Source organism: Ruegeria sp. HKCCA5491 (genome assembly GCF_013034565.1).
In the GTDB taxonomy this organism is placed as follows: domain Bacteria; phylum Pseudomonadota; class Alphaproteobacteria; order Rhodobacterales; family Rhodobacteraceae; genus Ruegeria.
Map to the genome: position 1 here is coordinate 1 of NZ_WQGG01000018.1, position 21,162 is coordinate 21,162.

A 21,162-nucleotide genomic window follows, 5' to 3' on the forward strand; every position below is an offset into this window, starting at 1 on the left:
AGGCACCGACACCGTGTCGACCAACTGAATCTATCAGGGAGCTAAAGACAGGTTTCATCAGAGTACGCGACGTTCGTTAGCAGCGCAGCGTATGACCGCATCGAGCCCAATTTACTTGTCTTTTGCGTCGCGGCGAATGTCGGCTTTGACGAAGGGAAGAACCCCGCGTAGTTGGAAGAGGAAAGCCAAGAACACACTTTCTCAGAGATCTACTGGCGACTGCCGGTTTATGTCATGAAGGTGAGCTAGAGTTTCGCAAAGGCACAACTTCGTGGAATTTGCCGCTTGCGGTGAATTCGGGAGGTCTTTTGCTTGCTCGAACTGTGACGTCATCTAGGCCGTTGTCGCGAAATACTTTCTTCACCGACCCGATGACGTCCTCTAGAACAAGCCCCGCCGCCGCACCCGTTGCCAGTTGCACGCGCAGCTCGAAATCGAATTCGCCAGTCTGGATCAACTGGATGCGCTGGGCTTGGTCGTGCTCAAAATCGAAAATCAGTGGCGACAGGGTCACCTCGCCTACGCGAACCAACGTCGCTTGGCGTCCCTCGACCTGCAAACTACGAAACGGCGATCCACAGGGGCAAGCATGCTGGTCAAACCGAATACAGTCACCCAAATCATAGCGGATGAAGGGCTGAACGTCGTTAGCGAGCACGGTCAGCAGAGCGGTCGCAGACAACGTTCCGTCGGGAACGGGTTGCATTGCTTCGTCGACCGCTTCGAGGATAACCCAATCTTCATTCACGTGTTTCCTCCCGTGGCTACACTCGAACGAAAGCGCCAAGCACTCGGTGCACCCATAGGGATCGGCAATGCCGTATTTCAGCGACGGAAAGGCTCGCCCGACTCGTTCGCGGAGATCGTCGGTGAGTGTCTCGCCTCCTGTGGTAATGAACGCCGGTTCGATCCGCAGCCGCCTGGCCTCTTTTTCCTGGACTAGAATGGCCAGCATGCTGGGGTACGTCACGATCCAAGCGATGTTCCCAATCGCATTCAGTCTTTTGACAAGCTGACCAATTGGCTGTTCAGCCTCGACAAAGGTGACACCAAAGCCCTTGGCAAGCCGGGGGTTCAAACGTTGCACTAGTTTGTTGAAACCGTTTCCGGCAAAATGGCCGTTCCCGCCTGTAATCGTCACCCTGTCGCCAAGTTTTCGGACGTCTCGCACAAGCTTCCGATGATATCGTTCGAAGCGTGCCAGCATGATGCCATAGGCATATTCCACGAACGATTCAGACAAGACGATGACGGCAGGTTCGCCCGAAGTCCCGGAGGTCTGAAAAACGGCGACATCGTCGATAGGCACACCAACCTTGCGCAGGTCCCGCAGATGTTCGCGGGCCTTGTCGAGTGGAAGAGAGCGGATTGTCAGCCAGTCGTCGAACTCTGCCATGAGTTCGGGCTTATGGGTCACCGGTAAGTCGTAAAGTTCGATCTCGGCAGTTGGTGGCAGCGCTGCGTATAGTCGGCGAAACAGAGGTGAGTCACCACGCGCCTTATCCACGAGGCGCCGCAGGTTGCGGAGTTGCTTGGCTTCTATTCGCGTACGTCCGCCCCAACCTGTCCAGAGTCCACCAATCAAATACCCTAATGCTTTATGAAGACTAAGATGCATGTTCTCCGGCATTTCTCGTTTTGTATCCCGCGTCGGAAAAGTCGCTAATTCTTAACTATAGCAAAGAGCTGCGCTGCATTGACCAATGTCAAATCTGACAGTCGCGCAGGATCATAGTCACCTGAGATACCGCGAAAGCGGACATGAGGTCACCAACACCAAACGGCAGCTCCGTCCGCAAAATGGACATTCAAGCAAATTGCAACGAACGGCTGCTACGCGGACAAAGCGGTCGCTAGACTGTTCTGGGATAAGAAGCTAGATCATCCAAGCTCAACTGCAAAACTACTCAGTATTTCCACGTTTTTTGCAGTTAGTGCGAGATCGATCTCGGGGGTTATTCCAAACACTCAAGAATTGGTTTCAAGCTAAGAAGATGGAAAATATACGGCTTGCTGGCAGCGAACATTAGCGTTTGCCGCCCTACAACTAGTGATGGCGCTTGTCTGCCTTGAACGGGGCTAGGCTCTCTTGGAACTGCTCGATGAACTCAAGCGTCACTAGTGACGGTTGCTTCAAAATCGGACGCACAAGGGAAAGCGTATGTGACAAGAGCGGTTTGAACGGTCGGTAGCTCAATCCGTTGTCTGCATATTGGACGGCGTCCAACTCGCTGACCACGGAAATCCCGACACCTTTTACAGCCAATTCACAAGCCGCCGTGAACTGCCTGACTTCGATGTGGGAATTCAATTTGACGTTGGCGTTTTGAAACGCTTTTGAAAGCTGTCCAAAAAAATCGCTGTCGCGCCGTGTGTGAATAATCTTGGCGTTTGCAAGATCCGTGGGTGTCACCTCGGAGAGTTTTTCCAATTCATGCCCGGTAGGAAACACGCAAACTGTACGGACATCGATGTCTCTGCTTTCGACGGCCGGATGCCCGTTAAAGTTATCTGTGATTCCGAAATCATATTGCTCGCCGATCATCCACTCGAGAATGCGTTCCGGTCTGTCAGGTTCGATCGTCATTGTTACACCTGGCCGATCTTCTAAAAACGTGGCAATGACGTTGGGAAGGTGACTGGTGGCGAACCCGGGCAAACATGCGATGCGGATGTGTCCCGCTTTGCGTTGGGTTATGTCTTGGCTAACGTCCGAGATCTGCTTCATCAATTCCAAAACGCGCTCTACGCTGGGTTGCAGATAACGCACCTCCTGCGAAGGAACTAAGCGACCTTCACGGCGATCAAAAAGTTGAAAGCCAAGCGATTTTTCCAGATCAGAAAGCAGTCGGCTGACCGCAGGCTGGCTTATCCCAAGATCCGTAGCTGCAGCGGTGACCGACCCATTTGTGGAAACTGCCATGAGCGCTTCCAATTGGCGGATCCTCAAAGTTTGACTCATACTTTGAACCTGGTTCGTTGTTTCTTAGTCAGTTTATAATGTAATGTTATGTTTTTCTCAAAAATTAAATGCTTGAATTATAAATTTGTAACGTTAACGTCGTGAAATCGTCATGTGTGCTGATTACGCGTTGCAGTTGGCATTCAACGAAGCATCAAAACTGATGCATGGGAGGAATCATGAATAAGCATTTTCTCGGCGCTCTTGCCGTAACCACTGCGTTGTCCCCCGTGGCGGCGATGGCGCAAACTGAAGTTCAGTTCTGGCACGCCTTCACCGGCCGACTGGGTGAGCTTGTTAAAGCGCAGGTCGAAGAGTTCAACGCCAGCCAGGATGAGTTCGTCGTGGTCGAAAGCCACAAAGGCAATTACTCAGAAACTCTGAACGCAGGAATTGCGGCTTTCCGCGCCGGTGAGCAGCCCCACATTCTAATGGTTTTCGAAGTGGGCACTGCAACGATGATGTCGGCCGAAGGTGCGATCAAACCCGTCTATGAAGTGATGGCTGAAAGCGGTGCGCCGTTCGATCCTGACGCATATATTGGCGCTGTCAAAGGGTACTATACTACAACGGACGGAGAAATGCTCTCACTGCCTTTCAACTCGTCCACACCGGTTCTGTGGGTCAATCGTGATGCCTTCGAAGCGGCGGGTGTTGATCCGGACACAGATCTATCGACCTGGGAAAAGGTTGGCGACGTGCTTGAACAGCTGAAGGCTGGCGGTGAGGACTGCCCGCTGGTGACCGCATGGCAAAGCTGGATTCACCTCGAGAACCTGTCCGCCTATCACGACGTTCCGTTCGCATCGCAGGACAACGGTTTTGCCGGTCTGGATACCGAGCTGATGCTGAACGGTCCGGCACAGGTCGCACACCTGACAGCAATGGGGGACTGGGCCAAGGATGGCAAGTTCATCTACACCGGGCGCAGAAACGAAGGTGGCGCAAATTTCCGGGCTGGTGAATGCGCGTTGTTCACCGAAAGCTCGGCTGGTTATGCCGGTATCAGCTCTGAAGCTGAGTTCGAGTTCGACGTGCGCCCGCTACCCTATTGGGAGGCCGTCACCAGCGAGCCTCAGAACACCATTATCGGCGGCGCATCGCTTTGGGTAATGGAAGGCCATGATCCCGAGGAATACAAAGGCGTTGGCGAGTTCCTGAGCTTCCTTTCGTCGTCGGACGTTCAGGCTTCTTGGCACCAGAATACCGGTTATCTTCCAATCACGTCCGAAGCTGGTGAAGCTACTCGTGCTGCAGGTTTCTATGACGAAAACCCAGGCACCGACATCGCGGTGATCCAGATGACTGCGAAGGAACCAACCGCAAACTCGAAAGGTCTGCGTCTTGGATCGTTCGACCAGATTCGCGGCATAATCGACGAAGAGCTTGAGGCCGTCTGGTCCGGTGAAAAGACCGCTCAGGAAGCGATGGACAGCGCAAAAGAGCGCGGTGACGCACTGCTGCGCCGGTTCGAATCCGCCAATCAATAAGTCTTAATTTGATGCGGGCCTGTTAAGGGCCCGCATTTTCTTTTTTCGGTGGAATATCAGGATGGAAAAACGCGTCACCTTCCGCGGCTGGCTTTTGCCATTGGCGCTGATTGCCCCTCAGGTCATCATTTCCGCCGTTTTCTTCTTTTACCCCGCAGGCCAGGCTGTTTGGCAATCTCTGTTCATACCTGACCCCTTTGGGCTGTCGTCCCAGTTCGTGGGACTCGGCAACTTTGAATTCCTGCTGAGCGATAAATTCTACCGAGCCTCCTTCGTAACGACGGCAGTGTTTTCAACGCTCGTCACATTGTGCTCGATGATACCGGCGTTGTTTCTGGCGGTCATTGCGGACCGCTTGATCAAAGGATCGGGCGTTTACCGGACGTTGCTGATCTGGCCCTATGCCGTTGCCCCTGCGGTCGCAGGCGTGCTTTGGCTGTTCATGTTCAACACACGCGTTGGCGTCGTCTCGTGGTACCTCGGCCAACTCGGTTATGACTGGAACCATGTCCTTAACGGAACCGAGGCCATGGGGCTGGTTGTTGTCGCCTCGGCCTGGGGGCGCATCAGCTATAACTTCCTGTTTTTCTTCGCGGCATTGCAGTCAGTTCCAAGGTCCGTGATTGAGGCCGCTGCAATCGACGGCGCGCGCTTCTGGCGTCGGTTCTTCACGATCGTGCTGCCGCTGTTGTCTCCGACTGCATTCTTCCTGCTGGTGGTGAATGTCGTCTACGCCTTCTTTGAAACCTTTGGCGTTATCCACACGATCACCGGAGGCGGGCCGCAGCAAGCGACGACTATTCTGGTCTACAAAGTCTTCTCGGACGGGTTCGTTGGGCAGGATCTTGGCTCATCGTCGGCGCAGTCGGTCATTTTGCTTATCGTCGTCGGCCTGTTGACCGTCATCCAATTCAAATACGTGGAAAAAAGGGTGCATTACTGATGGCGGCCCAACAACACGGAATGGTCGAAAAACGCGGGATGGGGATCTGGTTGACCCACGCATTGATGATCCTTGGAGTGCTGATCGTCTTTTTCCCAATCTGGCTGGCATTTGTCGCCTCGACTGTCACTCAGCCAGAGATCGTGTCACCGCCTATGCCGTTGGTGCCGGGTGACCAGTTCTGGGAAAACTACAAGGCCGCGCTGTTTTCCGGTGTGAATGTCCCGGTCGCTACAATGTTGTTCAACAGCCTCGTGATGGCCATTGGTATTGCGGTGGGCAAGATCGTAATCTCACTATTGTCAGCCTTTGCGATTGTCTATTTCCGATTTCCCGGGCGCACGACGTTTTTTTGGCTGATCTTCCTGACCCTTATGCTCCCGGTAGAGGTCCGTATCGTTCCAACCTTTGAAGTTGTTGCCGGCTTCGGTATGCTCAACAGCTATTACGGATTAATCTTCCCACTTATCGCTTCGGCTACGGCGACGTTCCTGTTCCGGCAGTTCTTTCTGACCATCCCAGATGAGCTGGCCGAAGCAGCGCGAGTCGACGGTGCTCGCCCGATGCGGTTCTTCATTGATATCGTTGTACCCATGAGCAGGACCAATATTGCGGCGCTATTCGTAATCCTGTTCATCTATGGCTGGAACCAATACCTTTGGCCGCTGCTTATCACCACCGACCCTGAAATGAACACCATTGTGATGGGCATCAAACAGATGTTCCCGTCCGGCGATGATGTGGCCGAATGGCCGGTCATCATGGCCACATCAATTCTGGCAATGATCCCACCGGTCATCGTGGTGGTGTCGATGCAAAAGCTCTTTGTCCGTGGCCTTGTCGATAGCGAGAAGTAAGAAATGGCAACAGTAACCCTAGAGAACGTCAAAAAGAGCTTTGGCCCAACGGACGTCATCCACGGCATCGATATCGATATTGCTGATGGTGAGTTCATCGTGATCGTTGGGCCTTCGGGCTGCGGCAAGTCCACGCTGTTGCGGATGGTTGCGGGACTTGAAACCGTGACTGATGGCGAAATCCGAATTGGAGAGGAACGAGCCAACGACAAAGAGCCGATGGATCGTGACATCGCGATGGTCTTCCAGAACTATGCGCTCTACCCACATATGTCTGTGCGCCAGAACATGGGATATGGCCTGAAAATCGCCGGGTTGCCGAAGGTCCAGATTGATCAGAAAGTGACCGAGGCCGCCAAGCTGTTGCAGCTGGAACCCTTGCTGGATCGCAAACCCAGACAGTTGTCAGGTGGTCAGCGTCAGAGGGTGGCGATGGGTCGGGCTATTGTCCGCGAGCCAGCAGTTTTCCTGTTTGATGAGCCGCTCTCAAACCTTGATGCCAAGCTGCGGGTCCAGATGCGTCTGGAAATTCGCGAACTCCAAGAAAAGCTGGGGATCACGGCGCTCTATGTGACCCACGATCAGGTCGAGGCCATGACGATGGCCGACAGGATGATCGTGATGAATGGTGGCATTGCCGAGCAGATTGGAACGCCGTTGGAGGTTTACGAAACGCCCAGAACTCTGTTCGCGGCACAGTTCATTGGCAGCCCTGCGATGAATGTGTTTGACGCCTTGCGTGAAAACGGGACGATCAAGATCGGTGAAATTTCAGTCGGCCGATCTGCAGGTCCTGATACCGCGTTGAATCTGGGGATTCGCCCAGAGCACCTGCTGTTGGATGATAATGGTCCGCTGGAAGCAGCGATTCAGATGGCAGAACCGTTAGGGGCCAACACTCTGTTGCACGGTCAACTCGCGGGCGTCGGCGGAGCGATCACGATAAGCCTTCCAGGCGTCCATCCGATCGAAGGCAGGCATCCGAACATGCGGTTTTCGGTCGACCCAGAACACATGCATCTGTTTGACCAATCAACCGGCGAAAGGCTGGACGGCTAATGGCGTTTCCTCAAGTCGAAGCCTTTCGTGGTGGAGAAAACCTGATCCGGGTCGTGGGCCATCGAGGGGCAAGAGGCGTTTTGCCTGAAAACAGCATGATTGGCTTCGACTTCTCGCTGTCCATTGGCGTACCGCTTCTTGAATTCGATGTCGTTCTGACGGCTGATGACGTTCCGGTTATTACCCACAATCATCGTCTGCACGCATCTGGCTTTCGCGACGCCAATGGCCTGTTTCTTTCTGGAGAGGAGCCGAAAGTCTCATCTCTGACTTTCGACCAAATCCAGCAATTCGATATTGGACGGTTAGACGGGCATTCTGACTATGGTCAACGCTTCCCAGATCAGGCGCAACTGGACGGTGTTCGTGTCCCAAGGCTGATAGATTTGCTCGATTTGGTCGCCGAACCAAAATACGGCAATGCCTATCTGATGCTTGAACTGAAGTCGGATCCTGACCTGGCTCACGATGCAGTGTATCGAGAGAACTTTGTTGGGCGAGTTCTCCAAGAGGTTCGCGCCAAAGGTCTATCTATGCGCGCGGTTTTGCACAGTTTTGACTGGAACCTTTTAGAAGAATGCCAGCGACAGGCTCCGGATATGCCGTCTTCTTACCTTACGCAGCTTCCGGAAAACGAGGACGATGTGGGCGAGGATTCCTCGAAAGCGGTTTGCCCAGACCTTCGCGGTCGTCGCGATGAAATTCCAAATTTGGTCAAGCAAGCTGGCGGTTCGCTTTGGTGCCCGTACTACGCTGATGCAATAGCTGAAAATGTGGCGCGCGCAAAAGATCTGGGCCTATGTGTTGCCGTTTGGACGGTCAATGAGCACGAAGATATAAGCAGGATGATCGACCTGCGCGTGGATGCAATCGTATCTGACTACCCCGGCCGGGTTCAAAGGCATCTGTCGGATTTAGGCCTGGGATGGCAAATCGAAAACGGGTGAATTCTGCGTCGCTAATTCGTGACGTTTTTTGTGTTTCTGCCAGTCACAATCGGAAAGGATCGATCACATCATCACTTCAACCTGCTGTGGAGGGCGAGAACCATAGTGGATCAGCGTACAAAACAAGTTGCAGCATTGCCTCTGCAATTGTTCGGCGGCCGCCTCAAGGTGCTCCTTATAACGTCACGTGACACAGGGCGCTGGATCATGCCCAAGGGCTGGCCGATGGACGGCGAGCAAGACTGGCGCGCGGCGGAAATTGAAGCGTTGGAGGAGGCTGGGGTAGAAGGTACAATTTCCCGCAAGCCGATCGGTGAGTTTGAGTACGCCAAGGTTTTTAACGACGGAACCAGTGTCCAAGTGAAAGCCACGGTCTACCCTCTCTACGTCGATAAGGTGAAGCGCCGGTGGAAGGAAAGGCACCAAAGAAAAAGGCATTGGTTCTCGCCCAAGGGTGCTGCGAAAGCACTCAAACAGCCAGAGCTGGAAGACTTGCTCCTCGAACTAAAAAGCAATCCTAGAAAGAACAAATCAATCCGCGAGTTGCTACCTTGAGCCGATACCGCGTACTTTATCCAGACTCAGGTCGATAGCTACTTTGCTCTGGAAAACCGACCTAACCCTTTCATTCAGAAATTGCTATCTAGGCTTGAAACCAGCGGAAATCTGATCTCTTGGGACGAGCGCCAAACATCAAAGCCTCAGTTTTCAACGAAGGTTGAATGTCCGCATCGCAACTCGATGAAACCATCTTGAGGTTCGTTCAATTCAAAAACCTCTTCTGAAGGCAAGTTCAAGTAAATCCCTCGAAAGACGCGCAGGGTTAAGCCGTGGCCAACAACTATGACAGCCCCCTCAAAAGACTTGCTGGAATACCAAGAAGAAACCCGGTCATGTACGTCAGCATAAGACTCTCCGCCCGGTGCGGAACAGTTCCAACGGTCAGCGCATCGCGCCTCCCATTCTTGGGGAAATCGTCTTTTGATCTCGTTTTCCGCCAAGCCTTCCCATCGCCCGAAACTGCATTCCATCAAACTGGTTTCATACTCGATGGCTTCCGGGGGAGGCCAAGTTCCTCGACAACGATGGAAGCCGTCTGTGCCGCTCGACCAAGTGGGCTTGAAAATACCGTCAGAGGGTGACGGCTGCATAGGCGGTGCCTTAGTCTTTTTGCACTCGCCACTGCCTGAGCGACCCCTCGCTTGGTCAAGGGCGAATTCTGCCAACCTTGACGTCGTTTTTGAAAATTCCATTCGGTTTCACCATGGCGAAGCAAGAAAATAGTAGGGTTGAGTTTTTGGTTCAAAACGTATCGAAGCCTTCCTGTACTGAAGCAAACCGAAAAACCTGATTTATCTTCCACGCAGTGCAAGTTTAAACGGAAGCCCCAGAATTCAATAGAAGCTTCGGATTTGTGCGATTAAGTCTAGGGCGTAAAACAACGTGGTCATACAATCTTCGCGTCCAGTGCTTTGTCGCTGCACTTGTTCCGCATTGGGCTCCGAGCAGTCCTTCGCTGCGGTGTCCATCAATGTCCGCTTACAAGAAAATCAGGTGCAAAGCTCGTCGGCTGTCACCCAAATTGTCACCCAAGGGCGAAAATGCACTTCGGCGTAAGCGCGCTAAGTTCAGTAAGCATCTGTTTTTGTTTAATTTAAGTGGTGCCCGGGGGCGGAATCGAACCACCGACACGAGGATTTTCAATCCACTGCTCTACCCCTGAGCTACCCGGGCACGGGAACGGCGACTGCCGTTGGGTGGAGGCGTTCTATGACTTGCCACTGGCAGTGTCCAGAGCCTTTTTCACATTTTTTCAATGTGGGCGGTGCGGCCCTTCTTCTTCCGGCGATAAGTCCGTTTCGACATCCTCTTCGCGCTGGGACGGAACGGAATATGACCCATTTAGCCACTTGGCCAAGTCGATGTCGGCGCAGCGTTTTGAACAGAAGGGGCGAAACTTCGTAACGGTGTCATCTCCGCAGATGGGACAGCTCATTTCAGAACCTCCGAAAGCGGGAATCGGGCTCGTTTGCGCTGTAGCTCAAAATGCCCAAGAGGTGTCCAGCCGGCCATTGTTGTCTCGATCGGGTCAGCCTTCAAAGCAGCGCGCAAGGCGGATTCAAAGCCACGGCGATCTTTCTTTGGCATAGGGGCCAGATCCACGGTGATTTGCCCGCCCAGGCCGCGCACGCGCAATGCGCGGGCCAACGCCTTGGCGCAAGAGAAGTTGGCTTTAGTTCCCGCCGCCAGCGACGTGTCGGCACCAGTATTCACATCTACAGCGATCAAGGCGCGGGTGGGCTGGATATAGAGATGACCGCCCCCCGGCAATGGCTCAGATACCCCGCAGGCAACATCCAAAGCGTCAAGCACCCCGTGCGTATCGAAGCCACCGGCCTGCGTTACAACCTCGGCTGGATCAGTCCAGTCGCGCCATGCAAGAACATGCGGCCCATCGCCTTCCAACAGAAGTTCAGGCTCGGTCCCCGGATCATTGATAACCTGATCCGCATGAGCCAACATCGCGTTGATGTCCTCGGCGATCTCACCCGCGTCTTCCCCGGCGCAGCACGACCGCAGAATCAATCCGTAGGAACTGCCATCCATACACTCATGCGCAATTTCCAGGAGACGGTCACGCTCATCCTCGTCCCGGATGGAACGCGAGATGTTCAGACCCGGCGCGTCGGGCGTCACGATCGCATAACGGCTTTTGAACAGCACCCGATCAGTGACCGGCAACGCCTTGCCCGGCTCGGCATAGCCGCTTACCTGAACCAGCATCAGGGCACCGGGCGACAAACCTTTGACCTGACGCAGAAAAGCAGGCCCATCCGGCGTTGTCAGGAACATGCCACCCTGCCCCTTGACCGGACGGTCTGCGCGGGCGCGATAGATTGTTCCGGGCGCGGGCGCATCCCCAGCAATCAGGAAATCTTCAAGTTTTCCGTCAACCATCAATGCCGCAGCTTCGCGGTCGTCGATGTGGTCCAGTACGATGGTGCGGCCTTTCATGATGCCTCACGATACAGCGGGTATCCGATGCCTTGCAGCAGAGCAGCGGTTTCAGACAGGGGCAAGCCTACGATACCGGTGAAGGAACCGGAAATCCACGGGATGAATGCGCCAGCGGGGCCTTGGATTGCGTAGGCACCTGCCTTGCCCTGCCAATCGCCAGTCGCCAGATAGGCGTTGATCTCAACGTCAGAAAGGCGTTTGACCTTGACCTGAGACACCACATCGCGCTGCAGCACACGCTCGCCACGCCGAACCGCGACCGAGGTGATGACACGATGGCGCCTGCCTGACAAAGCGTGAAGAAACTCGGCCGCCTGCCCAGCGTCCTCGGGCTTGCCCAATATCCGGCGACCCAGTGCGACCGTGGTATCGGCGCAAAGGGTGATATCATCGCTATCGGCCTGAACCGCCTGCACTTTTGCCCGCGTGATGCGGTTGCAATATGAGACGGGCAATTCGCCCTTCAGGGGCGCTTCGTCGATATCGGGGGCGCGAATGGCATCGGGCTGCACGCCAAGCTGGGCTAGCAGGTCCAGCCGCCTTGGGCTGCCCGATCCTAAGATAAACGCCATTGGGTTGGGCGTTACTTGAAGCGGTAGTTGATCCGACCCTTGGTCAGATCATAGGGGGTCATCTCGACCTGAACCTTGTCGCCGGCCAGAACACGGATGCGGTTCTTGCGCATCTTGCCTGCCGTATGTGCGATGATCTCATGGCCGTTTTCCAGCTCGACCCGAAACGTCGCATTAGGCAGGAGTTCCTTCACGACACCGGGAAATTCGAGCGTATCTTCCTTGGCCATGTTGTCTCCACATTTACGTTGCACTCGCAGAATCTACGAGGATGTGCGCCTAAATGAGCCTATTTTGGGCTTATTTCAAGGCCGGAATCGCTAAAGTCGGGATAATGTGACGGATTCGACTCGGGTGGTCTGCTCGTCCCAATGGCTGCGGTTCAGCACGCGTCCGTCCGCACGAACCGTCGCGATAGCGCCAAGGTCGATTTCCGCGAAGGTCCAGCCGGGCTGATTAAGCGCGCCTTCCGCCAGCACGCCAGTTGCGGGGAATCCCTTGTCAGGCGGCCCGAAAATACCGCCGGTGCCGGTGTTCATATCCACAGCCTCGGACCAGTCATTGCTTCGCACCAGGGAGGCCATCACTGTAACGCATTGATTTTCCAATGCTCTGGACATCGCGCCAATCCGCACGCGCCAATAGCCGGACAATGCCTCGGTGCAGGACGGTACAAGGATCAAGTCTGCCTCGCTCAGCGCGCGGCCCAGCAAAGGAAACTCGCTGTCGTAACAGATCAGCACGCCGATCTTGCCCAGCGCAGTGTCGAACAGTTTTAGCGGGCCGCCGGGGGCGATGTCCCACTGCTCGCGCTCGAACCGGGTCATGATCTGTTTGTCCTGATGATCCTGTCCGCCATCCGGCGCATAAAGCTCAGCCCGATTCACTGGGCGCCCCGGCCCGCCCACAACCGGGGCCGATGCCCCCAGAATATAAACCTTGTACTCACGGGCCAGTCGCTGATGCAGGGTGTGCACGTCTTCCATCCGGTCGGAAACTGCGTGGATCGACCGCTCCAAATTGCCGGCTACCTCTGCCCCGTCCAGCGTCGACAATTCCATCGCGCCGTATTCGGGAAAGACCAGCAGTTCGGCCCCTTGCCTAACCGCATCGCTGACCCAGCGATCCAACTTGTCCTCATACTGTGCCCAACTGTCGAGCCAGTCGAGGTCATAGGCGGCGGTTGCGACTTTCATCTGAGGGATCCTTCGGTTCTGGATTGGTGCAACACTAAGTCAGGAGCGCGCGATCTGTATACACCCCGACGCGACCCGACAGGAAAGTGAATTGGCAAAAAGGCCGCGACTTGGTTCAATAGGGACAAGAGGACCCCCATGCAAAACCCTGAAAGCTTCGAAAAGTTCTACTTCGCCAAAGTTGGCATGGGCGAGGCCTGTGGCTGCGCCGAACGCGTCATCGACGTATTCGAGTTCAATCGAAAAGGCGGGGCGCAAACTAAGTCCGAAGTTCAACAGGAAAAGCCCAGACGCCGGTCTTTTCGAGGGTGGGCGGTGAAATATGGTCTTCTCAGCCGCAGACAGACCCGTTGATACCTGACAGCGAAGCTACGCGTTCAGATCCCTGATCCAGAATTGCAACGGTTTCTTTGTCTCGGCCTCTTCGCTTATATCCTTCCACGAAAACTGCGCAACTACACCGGGCAGAGGCTCATACCCGCGCGCGCGCCAGAACGCGTCCAGCGGGCGGTAATTATCGGGCCGCATCGGATGATCCACCGGGCGTTGCACCGCGCAGAAGGCACATTTCTTGAATCCCAGTTCACGGGCATGCGCCTCGCGTAGATCGAAGAACTTGTGGCCAACACCCTGCCCCCGATAGTCCGACAGCAAAACGGATTCCGCACAGTAGAAGATTTGCGACAGGTCCAGACCTGCGCCCTCAAAAGCCGCTGCGAAATCGTCGGAATGATCAATCAGAGGGGCACCGGTGGATGCGCCGATCAGCCGATTACTATCAAAGGCACCTACAACGATGGACTTGTCGCTATCACGGTAGGATTGCAGGTATTTCCGTTCGTAATCCAGATCGCCGTCATAAAGGTAAGGCCACGCCCGAAACACTTCGATCCGCAAGCGCGCGACATCGTCCAGAGCGGCCTCCAACGCCGCTCCGGTCAGGGGGCGGACGGCTGTAACCTCAGCCATTCGAGACCTGTTTGGTCCAATCAGCGAGGTTGTAGAAGGTCGTAACGCGGGTAATTTTTCCGCTCTTTAGATCAAAGAACGAGCCCGCAGGAAGGCGATAGGTCTGCCCATGCGCTTCGGGCAAGCCTTCATCAGTTTCCAGATAGGTGCCGTTCACGGTGAATTCGGCCGCCGCGCGGGTGCCGCCTTCGGCGTCGAACACCACGATGTCGGTCAGGTTCTCGCGGTAGCAGCGATTCATATGGGCGCAAAAGGCTGCGAACTGTTCTTTGCCAACCCGAATTTGGCCTTCGTTCACATGGTGGGCCACATCGTCGGACAGGCACGCCAACATGCCCTCCACATCACCTGCGTTGAAGGCGTTGAAGTAGGTTTTGACGGTCTCGTTCATGATCACTCCGTAGGCTCGCCCCAGCGGTCTTTCAGATGCTTGATGATCTGATCGCGGGTCTGTCGGTAGTGATGTAGCTTTTCTTCGCGGTTCTCGCCCAGTCCAGTAGGGTCCATTATTGGCCAATAATCGACATCCAGATGAAAAATCCGGGTTAAGTCCAGCGCCCGGCGCTGGCTGGCGGGCGACAGCGCGACGATCAGGTCAAACGAGCTGAGGTCGTCGCCCCATTCCTGCATCTCATCAAACGAGCGTGAACGATGGCGGGACAGTTCAACACCGATTTCCTGGCACACTGCAATGCAGAACCCGTCGATTTCCAAGTCATTGTGAACACCGGCGGACTGGACATATGTGCCGGTGCCATAGAATTTTTTCATGATACCTTCGGCCATGGGTGACCGAACCGAATTATGGTCGCAACAGAACAGGATGGACTGCGGCAGAGGCGTCACCCGTCACCCCCCGAAATGCAGCACGCAGATCAGCGTGAACAAGCGGCGGGCGGTGTCGGTATCGACTTCGGCTTTACCTTCCAGCCGCTCCTGCAGGACCCGGCTGCCCTCGTTATGGATGCCGCGCCGGGCCATGTCGATGGTTTCGATTTGGCTGGGCGGCAGAGACTTCACCGCATCAAAATAACTTTCGCAAATCTGGAAGTAATCCTTCACCACCTGCTTGAACGGCCCCAGCGAAAGATGGAATTCGGCCGCTTTCTCCTCGGCCTCGGTCGCGATGTCGAACACCAGCCGTTTGTCGCGGATCGACAACTGCACATGGTAGGGACCGTCTGGCACAACCCTGTCCCCGCGTTTGGGCAGGACAAACGAGTTGTCTTCCAACAGATCATAGATCGCGACCTTGCGCTCCTGCTCGATCTCAGGGGTCGGCGGAGGCAGATTGCGGTCATCCAGTTCGATATGCGAAATGCGGGTCATGTGTGTGCAGTCCGTTCAGGTCGGATCAGGCTTATCGCAACAGAAATAATTGGACAACGCGGGAATGGATCAAATCGACGGCTCCGCTGGGTCAATTTGCTCTTTTGTAGCAATGGGTCGGCGAACATACCGGGATGCCAGTGGGTCAGATGCGTGTCGGGTTCCAACTTTGGGCCGCCAAGCTTTCACTCGTTCAGCCGTTTGAGCCGTGCCGTGACGGACAGACCATGTGCCTCAAGGCTTTCTGACTGGGCCAGTTGCTCGGCCGCGGGGCCAATTTCGCGCAATGCCTCGGGCGTCATCTGGCTAAGGGTGGTCCGCTTGAGGAATTCCATAACGCTAAGGCCCGACGAAAAGCGCGCTGACCGCGCCGTGGGCAGCACGTGGTTGGGGCCGCCGACATAATCTCCGATCGCTTCGGGGGTGTATTGCCCAAGAAAGATAGCACCTGCATGGACCGTTTTTTCACTAAGCGCGACTGGATCAGACACGCACAGCTCTAGATGCTCGGGTGCGATTCGGTTGGACAACTCCGCCGCCTCATCCAGATCGCGCACTGTTATGATCGCCCCGAAATCACGCCAACTGGCACCGGCGATCGCGCTCCGCTGCAGCGTTTCAAGCCGTTTCGCCACGGCCTTTGCTACGTCCTGCCCAAACGAAGCATCGTTCGTGATCAGGATCGACTGCGCGCTTTCGTCGTGCTCGGCCTGACTCAGCAAGTCCAGTGCAATCCAATCCGGGTCGTTATCCTTGTCGGCAATCACCAAAATCTCAGAGGGCCCAGCGATCATGTCGATGCCGACCTTGCCGAAGACACGACGCTTTGCGGCGGCGACAAAGGCGTTGCCCGGTCCGGTAATCTTGTCGACCGGAGCAATCGTGCCCGTGCCATAGGCCAACGCCGCGATCGCCTGTGCTCCGCCAATGCGGTAAATCTCATCCACACCCGAAAGTTGCGCCGCCAGCAAAACCAGCGGGTTCACTTGACCGTCCGGCGTCGGCACGGCAATCGCCAGCCGCTCAACTCCTGCCACCTTTGCCGGAATGGCATTCATCAACACAGAGGACGGGTACGAGGCCAAACCACCCGGCACATACAAGCCAGCCGCCGATACAGCAGACCAGCGCCAGCCCAATGTCGCACCGGTTTCGTCAACCCATTGATCATCAGACGGCATCTGCCGTTCATGATATGCCCGAATTCGGTTTGCGGCTAATTCCAAGGCGGCGCGATCATCGGGCGTGACCTGTGCCACGGCTTCGGAAATTTCAGCCGCTGAAAAAGCCAATGTATCGGGCGTTAAATCAAGCCGGTCAAATTTTGCGGTCAGTTCTATGACTGCCGCGTCACCACGGGTGCGCACATCTTCAATAATCTGTGCCACAACGGCGTCAACGTCGGGGCTATCCTCGCGCTTGGCGGACAACAGCGCCTTGAACACCGGTTCGAATTCGCGCGAGGTCGTATCTAGAAAGACGGGCATATGTGCACTCCGGGGCGTTTCACCGGGACATATCGCCCGGATGGGCTGGCCTCAACCCTTCAGCAGCAGGGTGCAGCGATTTGCGCATCGGATAATGCGGCATACCAAGCCAGTTTGTCGGCGCGCCTACATCTAACCACCCATAGCGACGATAGAACGCGCGGGCAGTTGTCGTGGCATTCAGATGCGCCGTCGTGCATCCCTGCCCGGCCAGTTCATGTTCCAATCGGATCAGCAGCGCCAACCCGATCCCGCGCCGCACATAAGCAGGATCGACGTAAAGTAGCGAGAGTTCCGCCCCGTGGCGCACCCCACCGACACCAGCGACGACGCCATCTACCTCGGCCAGCCAGAGGGTCGCCCCCGACTGTATCCATCGCCTTATGGTCTGAGGATCCTTGTTACCCGTCCACGCCGCCAGCAGAGCGGTGTCTTTATGGTGGTCACCAGCGCAAAGATAGGTGATCGACCGGGTCAGAACCCGGCTAATCTGAAACACGTCAAACACGGTCGCGCGACGCAGCTCCAGACCCGTGGATGGCCCAGAGAACGCCTGCGCTATGCCGCGCTTATTCCGGATGGTGCGGGGCCTGCCCGGATGGAGCCTGATACGGTCGGGTGACATCCTTCAGGGTGGCGTCCAGCGCCTCGACCGTCAGGCGAATTGCGCCATCTCCGGCCAAGGTTAGCAAGACCTGACCTGCACCATCCTCTGCGGCCTCGAAATCGACCGACAACAGTGACATGACCATGTCCTTGTCGCTGCGGTCGATACCCTGGCTGGCAACCGAAAGGACCGAGTCAAAGACCAACACCGACTGCACCCGCTCGAATGGCCGATCGCGAAGGGTAGCAGCCTCCTTGTCTTCCCACCGAAAACGATTGAGCAGCAGGCCAAAACGACGTTGCGACGGGCGCCACGTCATCTCGGTGATCGGAAACACCGCGTCCTGAGTGAGCGTCGAGATCACCTGTAGGTCGTCAGGGTCCTGCGCGCCCAGGTTCAGAGGGGCCTCGCGACCGTCGTGGAAACTTGCATCAGTCATTGGTTCTTGATCCGTTCAATCTTGGCACCCACGCCTTCGAGCTTGCGCACCACATGTTCATATCCGCGATCCAGATGATAGACCCGGCTGACCGTCGTTTCACCTTCTGCCGCCAATCCCGCCAAAATCAGCGATACCGACGCACGCAGATCCGTCGCCATGACGGGCGCGCCTTTTAACCGCTCGACCCCTGTCACGGTGGCCGTGCCGCCATGCACTTCGATGTCGGCCCCCATACGCACCAGTTCGGGTGCGTGCATGAACCGGTTTTCAAAGATACGCTCTTCTAGAACAGATGTCCCCTCGGCCGTACACATCAATGCCATCATCTGCGCCTGCAGGTCCGTCGGAAAACCCGGGAATGGTTCGGTGACCACATCAACTGCGCTGACGCGACCGTTCTTGCGTGCGACTTTCAAACCCTTATCGGTTTCGGTGACATTCACACCTGCGGCATCCAGTTTCGCCGCGAAGCTTTCGACCAGAGACATACGGCCACCCAGCAATTCGACCTCACCTCCGCACATGGCCGGAGCCAGCATATAGGTGCCCAGTTCAATCCGGTCGGTCACAACCTGATGGGTCGCGCCGTGCAAACGGTCGACGCCCTGAATTTCGATGGTCGACGTGCCCTCACCGGCGATCTGCGCGCCCATCTTGCGCAGGCATTCCACCAGATCGACAATCTCGGGTTCGCGCGCTGCGTTTTTCAGAACCGTGGTGCCCTTGGCCAATGTCGCTGCCATCACAATATTTTCGGTCGCACCGACGGATGCAAAACGCATCTCATGCACAGCGCCCTTCAGCCCACCTGAAGCCTTGGCATGTAGATAACCGTCTTTCAACTCGATCTCGGCGCCCAGCGCCTCAAGCCCTTCGACGTGCAAGTCCATTGGTCGCGCACCGATCGCGCAACCGCCGGGAAGCGAGACCACAGCCTCACCAAACCGCGCCAGCAGCGGGCCTAGCACCAGATTCGAAGCCCGCATCTTGCGCACGATCTCATAATCGGCCGTATGGCTCGTCAGGTCATGGCTGGACATTGCCAGCACTTGCCCGTCCTGCAGCGCCGACACCTCGGCGCCCAGCGATTGCAACAGGGCGGTCATGGTCTTGATGTCACTCAGCCGCGGCGCATTGGTAAGCGTCAGCGGTTCATCGCTTAGCAACGTGGCGGGCATCAGGGTCAGGCACGCATTCTTGGCCCCCGCAATCGGTATCTGACCGTTCAGCGGCCCGTTGCCCGTCACCAGAATCGAATCCATCTGCTCTTATCCCTCGTCCTTGCCGGCCTTGTCCCCAGATGTCGCACGCGCCTTGGCCTGCGCCTTGCGCCGCGCCATATTCGCCTTAAGCGCGGCCTTCAGCCGTTCCTCGCGTGCGTCACCGGGTTTACCGTGTTTTTTAGGTGTATTTCTATCTGCCATAGTCTTTCTCTACAGGAGGCGAAAAAAACCGTCCAGACACCCTTGCGCACCGTTTCGTTTGAGTCTAATCACCCGCCCACAGCGCTGCTGTAGCTCAGAGGTAGAGCACTCCCTTGGTAAGGGAGAGGTCGAGAGTTCAATTCTCTCCAGCAGCACCATCTTTTCAATTAGTTACCGTTCTGCAATCCAAATGGGATGTCCACCCGTGGCGCACATGTGGCGCACGTTGAAGTTATTTTGCGTGGTTGCAACACCCCATCAGTACCGTTTGGAGCACAGCTGAAACTCTAATCATTTACTACTCAGCTCGACAGGCAGTGCAGCTCGAAATTGTGAACTGTGGTTGATGTAACCGCACCGTTATCAAGAAGGATTGCCTCAACCCGGAGAATGTGGCCATCCAGCTTCGCTCTGTATTTGGCCCCCAATCCCGTCAAATCTTGAACGCAACTGGATTGCTTGGAACATACGCCTTTGTTGCATGGGGGCTTTTGTTTGTAGACGACAATTGACACAAGCTGGAACAAAAATAGAACTCATAGCTATGCAAAAATGGCCACGCACAATCCCCTTCGATCTACGATGCAAATTGGAAAGCCTGCGCGAATATCGCAGCGCACCGAGTTTGCAGGATGATTGGGGGGCAATCTTCGAGTGGCTGAACGACCACGGCGTTGAACCGCCGGATCATGCCCTGCCGACAGAGCCAGAACTACGCGGGCCGGTCGGTCATACATAAAACCCGCGCTGCCTGTTTCGCTGGAGGGGACCTCGGCAGCGCGGGGCGTCCGTGAGTGGTGACTTATGATAGGTAGCGCACGCAGATTACTCATCACCGTGCCACAACGCCGCAAGAAAAAACCCGCGTCGCCTACCCCGCGCTGAGACGAGACTTTTTCCTCGGTAAAGAAAACCATGTCATACCTTTCATGTATTCTTGAGAGAGGCACAAAATGGTAACGAATTTTCGGGCAATTATAGAAGTTGCTGAACGACTGATTGTAATAGCCGCCGCAGCTATTGCGGTGTTCCCACTTTACCAATGGTATAGCGAAGCAGAGGATCGAAGACTTGATAGAGTAACGGGGTTCATATCCGCAGGCGCAGAGTGTCAAAACTTTACTGATCACGCAGAACTGGTGAAATTGATCGAATACGAAACGCAGGTTCCGCAGAAAAGAAATACAATTTGGTACAGACTGAACATGGCAAACATGTGCAGCGAATTGCTCGACAGTTTGTGGGACGAGTTTGGAGGCGGTGACATGGATGCTTATCTCAATAAGGCGCTGTCTTGGGGCACGGACAAGGACTTCGGACAAAGTTTGAAGTAAGAACGCCAAGATTTGAAAGTTACGTACAACTCGGGCCATTTTTTTCTGGCTCTGTGGAACTGGCTTGAGAAAAAACACCCCGCGCAAAGGCGGGGTGAAGTTGGTCCAAAAAACCGGGTGCCTCGGGTAAGAGACATAAAAAAATACGAAGCAACATGAGCCGTGGATCAGATTGCGTGAGGGTGTTTGCGTCCTATCTGGCGCTGACATGTCGAAAGCTGGATTTCAAAAAGAGGTTGCACCCCGCACGAAGGCGAGGTGCAGTCACTCATGAGACGATCCCGGCTGGGTGTTCGGGATCATACATATTACGGCAAGTGTTTAATATTGGATCAGATTGCCCGTACCGCAGTTCAGAGGCTGCGAACCAAAGTACGGGCATTGTCCGGTCGAAAAAAACAGACGATACGATATACGGCTTAAAGTCGTTGGCGGATGATAATCGCAATGGGCGAGTGAACACTACGTCAAGCCCAATCGCCGCCCAATTGAACGAGTTGCGGACCGTGCTGGACGCTAGGACATT

Annotated in this window: 26 protein-coding genes and 2 tRNA genes; 9 read left to right on the forward strand and 19 right to left on the reverse strand. The window is 55.5% G+C overall.

Annotation, left to right across the window (positions count from 1 at the left end):
* Positions 1 to 232 precede the first annotated feature (232 nt).
* Both GOV88_RS19475 and GOV88_RS19480 read right to left on the reverse strand, forming a co-directional pair.
* A complete protein-coding gene (locus tag GOV88_RS19475) occupies positions 233 to 1,630 on the reverse strand; it encodes a phenylacetate--CoA ligase family protein (protein WP_254449278.1) in 1,398 nt (465 codons plus the stop codon).
* A 417-nt stretch (positions 1,631 to 2,047) separates the two neighbouring features.
* On the reverse strand, positions 2,048 to 2,962 hold the full coding sequence (locus tag GOV88_RS19480; RefSeq protein WP_171123598.1) for a LysR substrate-binding domain-containing protein: 915 nt from the start codon (positions 2,960 to 2,962) through the stop codon (positions 2,048 to 2,050).
* A 179-nt stretch (positions 2,963 to 3,141) separates the two neighbouring features.
* Between GOV88_RS19480 and ugpB the strand changes: the two genes are divergently transcribed.
* The 6 genes from ugpB to GOV88_RS19510 all read left to right on the forward strand — a co-directional run bounded on the left by ugpB (position 3,142) and on the right by GOV88_RS19510 (position 8,813).
* Positions 3,142 to 4,452 (forward strand): sn-glycerol-3-phosphate ABC transporter substrate-binding protein UgpB, encoded by a 1,311-nt coding sequence (gene ugpB, locus GOV88_RS19485; protein ID WP_171123596.1) that lies wholly within the window; start codon positions 3,142 to 3,144, stop codon positions 4,450 to 4,452.
* A gap of 61 nt (positions 4,453 to 4,513) precedes the next feature.
* Positions 4,514 to 5,395 (forward strand): sn-glycerol-3-phosphate ABC transporter permease UgpA, encoded by an 882-nt coding sequence (gene ugpA, locus GOV88_RS19490; protein WP_155150415.1) that lies wholly within the window; start codon positions 4,514 to 4,516, stop codon positions 5,393 to 5,395.
* A 20-nt stretch (positions 5,396 to 5,415) separates the two neighbouring features.
* Entirely contained in the window at positions 5,416 to 6,252 is an 837-nt protein-coding gene (gene ugpE, locus GOV88_RS19495) for a sn-glycerol-3-phosphate ABC transporter permease UgpE (protein ID WP_171123913.1), read from the forward strand.
* 3 nt (positions 6,253 to 6,255) lie between these two features.
* Complete coding sequence (gene ugpC, locus GOV88_RS19500; RefSeq protein WP_171125965.1) at positions 6,256 to 7,311, forward strand: sn-glycerol-3-phosphate ABC transporter ATP-binding protein UgpC; 1,056 nt, start codon at positions 6,256 to 6,258, stop codon at positions 7,309 to 7,311.
* Positions 7,311 to 8,258, forward strand: coding sequence for a glycerophosphodiester phosphodiesterase family protein (locus GOV88_RS19505; RefSeq protein WP_171241437.1), 948 nt, complete (start codon positions 7,311 to 7,313; stop codon positions 8,256 to 8,258). The genes ugpC and GOV88_RS19505 overlap by 1 nt, the downstream gene beginning before the upstream one ends.
* Positions 8,259 to 8,363: 105 nt before the next feature.
* The gene (locus tag GOV88_RS19510) at positions 8,364 to 8,813 is read left to right on the forward strand and encodes an NUDIX hydrolase (protein ID WP_171123589.1); all 450 of its coding nucleotides are present in this window, start codon (positions 8,364 to 8,366) and stop codon (positions 8,811 to 8,813) included.
* Between the two features lie 146 nt (positions 8,814 to 8,959).
* On the opposite strand, the gene GOV88_RS20555 is transcribed toward GOV88_RS19510, so the two are convergent.
* From GOV88_RS20555 to GOV88_RS19550, 8 genes are all read right to left on the reverse strand, one after another.
* Positions 8,960 to 9,385: a histidine phosphatase family protein gene (locus tag GOV88_RS20555; protein WP_371808271.1), complete on the reverse strand. Its 426-nt coding sequence runs from the start codon at positions 9,383 to 9,385 to the stop codon at positions 8,960 to 8,962.
* The gene (locus tag GOV88_RS20810) at positions 9,289 to 9,621 is read right to left on the reverse strand and encodes a histidine phosphatase family protein (RefSeq protein ID WP_371808270.1); all 333 of its coding nucleotides are present in this window, start codon (positions 9,619 to 9,621) and stop codon (positions 9,289 to 9,291) included. Before GOV88_RS20810 ends, GOV88_RS20555 begins: the two co-directional genes overlap by 97 nt.
* A 296-nt stretch (positions 9,622 to 9,917) precedes the next feature.
* Positions 9,918 to 9,992 (reverse strand) — tRNA-Phe (locus GOV88_RS19525).
* A gap of 79 nt (positions 9,993 to 10,071) precedes the next feature.
* Entirely contained in the window at positions 10,072 to 10,254 is a 183-nt protein-coding gene (locus tag GOV88_RS19530) for a DNA gyrase inhibitor YacG (protein ID WP_171211967.1), read from the reverse strand.
* Entirely contained in the window at positions 10,251 to 11,273 is a 1,023-nt protein-coding gene (locus GOV88_RS19535; protein ID WP_171241440.1) for a ribonuclease E/G, read from the reverse strand. The genes GOV88_RS19530 and GOV88_RS19535 overlap by 4 nt, the downstream gene beginning before the upstream one ends.
* Positions 11,270 to 11,848 (reverse strand): nucleoside triphosphate pyrophosphatase, encoded by a 579-nt coding sequence (locus GOV88_RS19540; protein ID WP_171241441.1) that lies wholly within the window; start codon positions 11,846 to 11,848, stop codon positions 11,270 to 11,272. Before GOV88_RS19540 ends, GOV88_RS19535 begins: the two co-directional genes overlap by 4 nt.
* A gap of 11 nt (positions 11,849 to 11,859) precedes the next feature.
* Entirely contained in the window at positions 11,860 to 12,078 is a 219-nt protein-coding gene (gene infA / locus GOV88_RS19545; protein WP_005978431.1) for a translation initiation factor IF-1, read from the reverse strand.
* A gap of 90 nt (positions 12,079 to 12,168) precedes the next feature.
* On the reverse strand, positions 12,169 to 13,044 hold the full coding sequence (locus tag GOV88_RS19550; protein ID WP_171123569.1) for a carbon-nitrogen hydrolase family protein: 876 nt from the start codon (positions 13,042 to 13,044) through the stop codon (positions 12,169 to 12,171).
* Between the two features lie 138 nt (positions 13,045 to 13,182).
* Between GOV88_RS19550 and GOV88_RS19555 the strand changes: the two genes are divergently transcribed.
* Positions 13,183 to 13,398 (forward strand): hypothetical protein, encoded by a 216-nt coding sequence (locus GOV88_RS19555; protein WP_171211971.1) that lies wholly within the window; start codon positions 13,183 to 13,185, stop codon positions 13,396 to 13,398.
* Positions 13,399 to 13,413: 15 nt separating this feature from the next.
* Here the strand turns inward: GOV88_RS19555 and GOV88_RS19560 are convergent, their stop codons facing one another.
* From GOV88_RS19560 to GOV88_RS19600, 9 genes are all read right to left on the reverse strand, one after another.
* Complete coding sequence (locus GOV88_RS19560) at positions 13,414 to 14,013, reverse strand: GNAT family N-acetyltransferase (RefSeq protein ID WP_171241442.1); 600 nt, start codon at positions 14,011 to 14,013, stop codon at positions 13,414 to 13,416.
* Complete coding sequence (locus tag GOV88_RS19565) at positions 14,006 to 14,404, reverse strand: ketosteroid isomerase-related protein (RefSeq protein ID WP_171241443.1); 399 nt, start codon at positions 14,402 to 14,404, stop codon at positions 14,006 to 14,008. Before GOV88_RS19565 ends, GOV88_RS19560 begins: the two co-directional genes overlap by 8 nt.
* 2 nt (positions 14,405 to 14,406) lie before the next feature.
* Positions 14,407 to 14,859, reverse strand: a complete 453-nt coding sequence (locus tag GOV88_RS19570) for a low molecular weight phosphatase family protein (RefSeq protein WP_171123576.1) — start codon at positions 14,857 to 14,859, stop codon at positions 14,407 to 14,409.
* 3 nt (positions 14,860 to 14,862) lie between these two features.
* On the reverse strand, positions 14,863 to 15,342 hold the full coding sequence (locus GOV88_RS19575) for a UPF0262 family protein (protein ID WP_171123578.1): 480 nt from the start codon (positions 15,340 to 15,342) through the stop codon (positions 14,863 to 14,865).
* A gap of 185 nt (positions 15,343 to 15,527) precedes the next feature.
* A complete protein-coding gene (gene hisD / locus GOV88_RS19580; RefSeq protein ID WP_171241444.1) occupies positions 15,528 to 16,829 on the reverse strand; it encodes a histidinol dehydrogenase in 1,302 nt (433 codons plus the stop codon).
* A 19-nt stretch (positions 16,830 to 16,848) separates the two neighbouring features.
* Positions 16,849 to 17,454 carry a GNAT family N-acetyltransferase gene (locus tag GOV88_RS19585; RefSeq protein WP_174834585.1) on the reverse strand — a complete coding sequence of 202 codons (606 nt, stop codon included), beginning with the start codon at positions 17,452 to 17,454 and terminating at the stop codon, positions 16,849 to 16,851.
* Complete coding sequence (locus tag GOV88_RS19590; RefSeq protein WP_171123581.1) at positions 17,399 to 17,875, reverse strand: DUF2948 family protein; 477 nt, start codon at positions 17,873 to 17,875, stop codon at positions 17,399 to 17,401. The genes GOV88_RS19585 and GOV88_RS19590 overlap by 56 nt, the downstream gene beginning before the upstream one ends.
* A complete protein-coding gene (murA, locus tag GOV88_RS19595; RefSeq protein ID WP_171123583.1) occupies positions 17,872 to 19,140 on the reverse strand; it encodes a UDP-N-acetylglucosamine 1-carboxyvinyltransferase in 1,269 nt (422 codons plus the stop codon). Before murA ends, GOV88_RS19590 begins: the two co-directional genes overlap by 4 nt.
* A gap of 6 nt (positions 19,141 to 19,146) precedes the next feature.
* A complete protein-coding gene (locus tag GOV88_RS19600) occupies positions 19,147 to 19,302 on the reverse strand; it encodes a hypothetical protein (RefSeq protein ID WP_171123585.1) in 156 nt (51 codons plus the stop codon).
* Positions 19,303 to 19,385: 83 nt separating this feature from the next.
* Between GOV88_RS19600 and GOV88_RS19605 the strand changes: the two genes are divergently transcribed.
* Positions 19,386 to 19,460: transfer RNA gene (locus GOV88_RS19605), tRNA-Thr, on the forward strand.
* Positions 19,461 to 20,255: 795 nt separating this feature from the next.
* On the forward strand, positions 20,256 to 20,636 hold the full coding sequence (locus GOV88_RS19610; RefSeq protein WP_170384200.1) for a hypothetical protein: 381 nt from the start codon (positions 20,256 to 20,258) through the stop codon (positions 20,634 to 20,636).
* The last annotated feature ends 526 nt before the right edge of the window (positions 20,637 to 21,162 follow it).

Excerpts from the sequence above, each read along its gene's own strand:
- GOV88_RS19540 (WP_171241441.1), bottom strand. The coding sequence starts at position 11,848 with ATGGCGTTTATCTTAGGATCGGGCAGCCCAAGGCGGCTGGACCTGCTA.
- ugpE (WP_171123913.1), top strand. The coding sequence starts at position 5,416 with ATGGTCGAAAAACGCGGGATGGGGATCTGGTTGACCCACGCATTGATG.
- GOV88_RS19565 (WP_171241443.1), bottom strand. The coding sequence starts at position 14,404 with ATGAACGAGACCGTCAAAACCTACTTCAACGCCTTCAACGCAGGTGAT.
- infA (WP_005978431.1), bottom strand. The coding sequence starts at position 12,078 with ATGGCCAAGGAAGATACGCTCGAATTTCCCGGTGTCGTGAAGGAACTC.
- GOV88_RS19480 (WP_171123598.1), bottom strand. The coding sequence starts at position 2,962 with ATGAGTCAAACTTTGAGGATCCGCCAATTGGAAGCGCTCATGGCAGTT.
- GOV88_RS19475 (WP_254449278.1), bottom strand. The coding sequence starts at position 1,630 with ATGCCGGAGAACATGCATCTTAGTCTTCATAAAGCATTAGGGTATTTG.
- GOV88_RS19610 (WP_170384200.1), top strand. The coding sequence starts at position 20,256 with ATGGTAACGAATTTTCGGGCAATTATAGAAGTTGCTGAACGACTGATT.
- GOV88_RS19555 (WP_171211971.1), top strand. The coding sequence starts at position 13,183 with ATGCAAAACCCTGAAAGCTTCGAAAAGTTCTACTTCGCCAAAGTTGGC.
- GOV88_RS19590 (WP_171123581.1), bottom strand. The coding sequence starts at position 17,875 with ATGACTGATGCAAGTTTCCACGACGGTCGCGAGGCCCCTCTGAACCTG.
- murA (WP_171123583.1), bottom strand. The coding sequence starts at position 19,140 with ATGGATTCGATTCTGGTGACGGGCAACGGGCCGCTGAACGGTCAGATA.
- ugpB (WP_171123596.1), top strand. The coding sequence starts at position 3,142 with ATGAATAAGCATTTTCTCGGCGCTCTTGCCGTAACCACTGCGTTGTCC.
- GOV88_RS19550 (WP_171123569.1), bottom strand. The coding sequence starts at position 13,044 with ATGAAAGTCGCAACCGCCGCCTATGACCTCGACTGGCTCGACAGTTGG.
- ugpC (WP_171125965.1), top strand. The coding sequence starts at position 6,256 with ATGGCAACAGTAACCCTAGAGAACGTCAAAAAGAGCTTTGGCCCAACG.
- GOV88_RS19585 (WP_174834585.1), bottom strand. The coding sequence starts at position 17,454 with ATGTCACCCGACCGTATCAGGCTCCATCCGGGCAGGCCCCGCACCATC.
- GOV88_RS19505 (WP_171241437.1), top strand. The coding sequence starts at position 7,311 with ATGGCGTTTCCTCAAGTCGAAGCCTTTCGTGGTGGAGAAAACCTGATC.
- GOV88_RS19600 (WP_171123585.1), bottom strand. The coding sequence starts at position 19,302 with ATGGCAGATAGAAATACACCTAAAAAACACGGTAAACCCGGTGACGCA.
- GOV88_RS19530 (WP_171211967.1), bottom strand. The coding sequence starts at position 10,254 with ATGAGCTGTCCCATCTGCGGAGATGACACCGTTACGAAGTTTCGCCCC.
- hisD (WP_171241444.1), bottom strand. The coding sequence starts at position 16,829 with ATGCCCGTCTTTCTAGATACGACCTCGCGCGAATTCGAACCGGTGTTC.
- GOV88_RS19575 (WP_171123578.1), bottom strand. The coding sequence starts at position 15,342 with ATGACCCGCATTTCGCATATCGAACTGGATGACCGCAATCTGCCTCCG.
- GOV88_RS19560 (WP_171241442.1), bottom strand. The coding sequence starts at position 14,013 with ATGGCTGAGGTTACAGCCGTCCGCCCCCTGACCGGAGCGGCGTTGGAG.
- ugpA (WP_155150415.1), top strand. The coding sequence starts at position 4,514 with ATGGAAAAACGCGTCACCTTCCGCGGCTGGCTTTTGCCATTGGCGCTG.
- GOV88_RS19535 (WP_171241440.1), bottom strand. The coding sequence starts at position 11,273 with ATGAAAGGCCGCACCATCGTACTGGACCACATCGACGACCGCGAAGCT.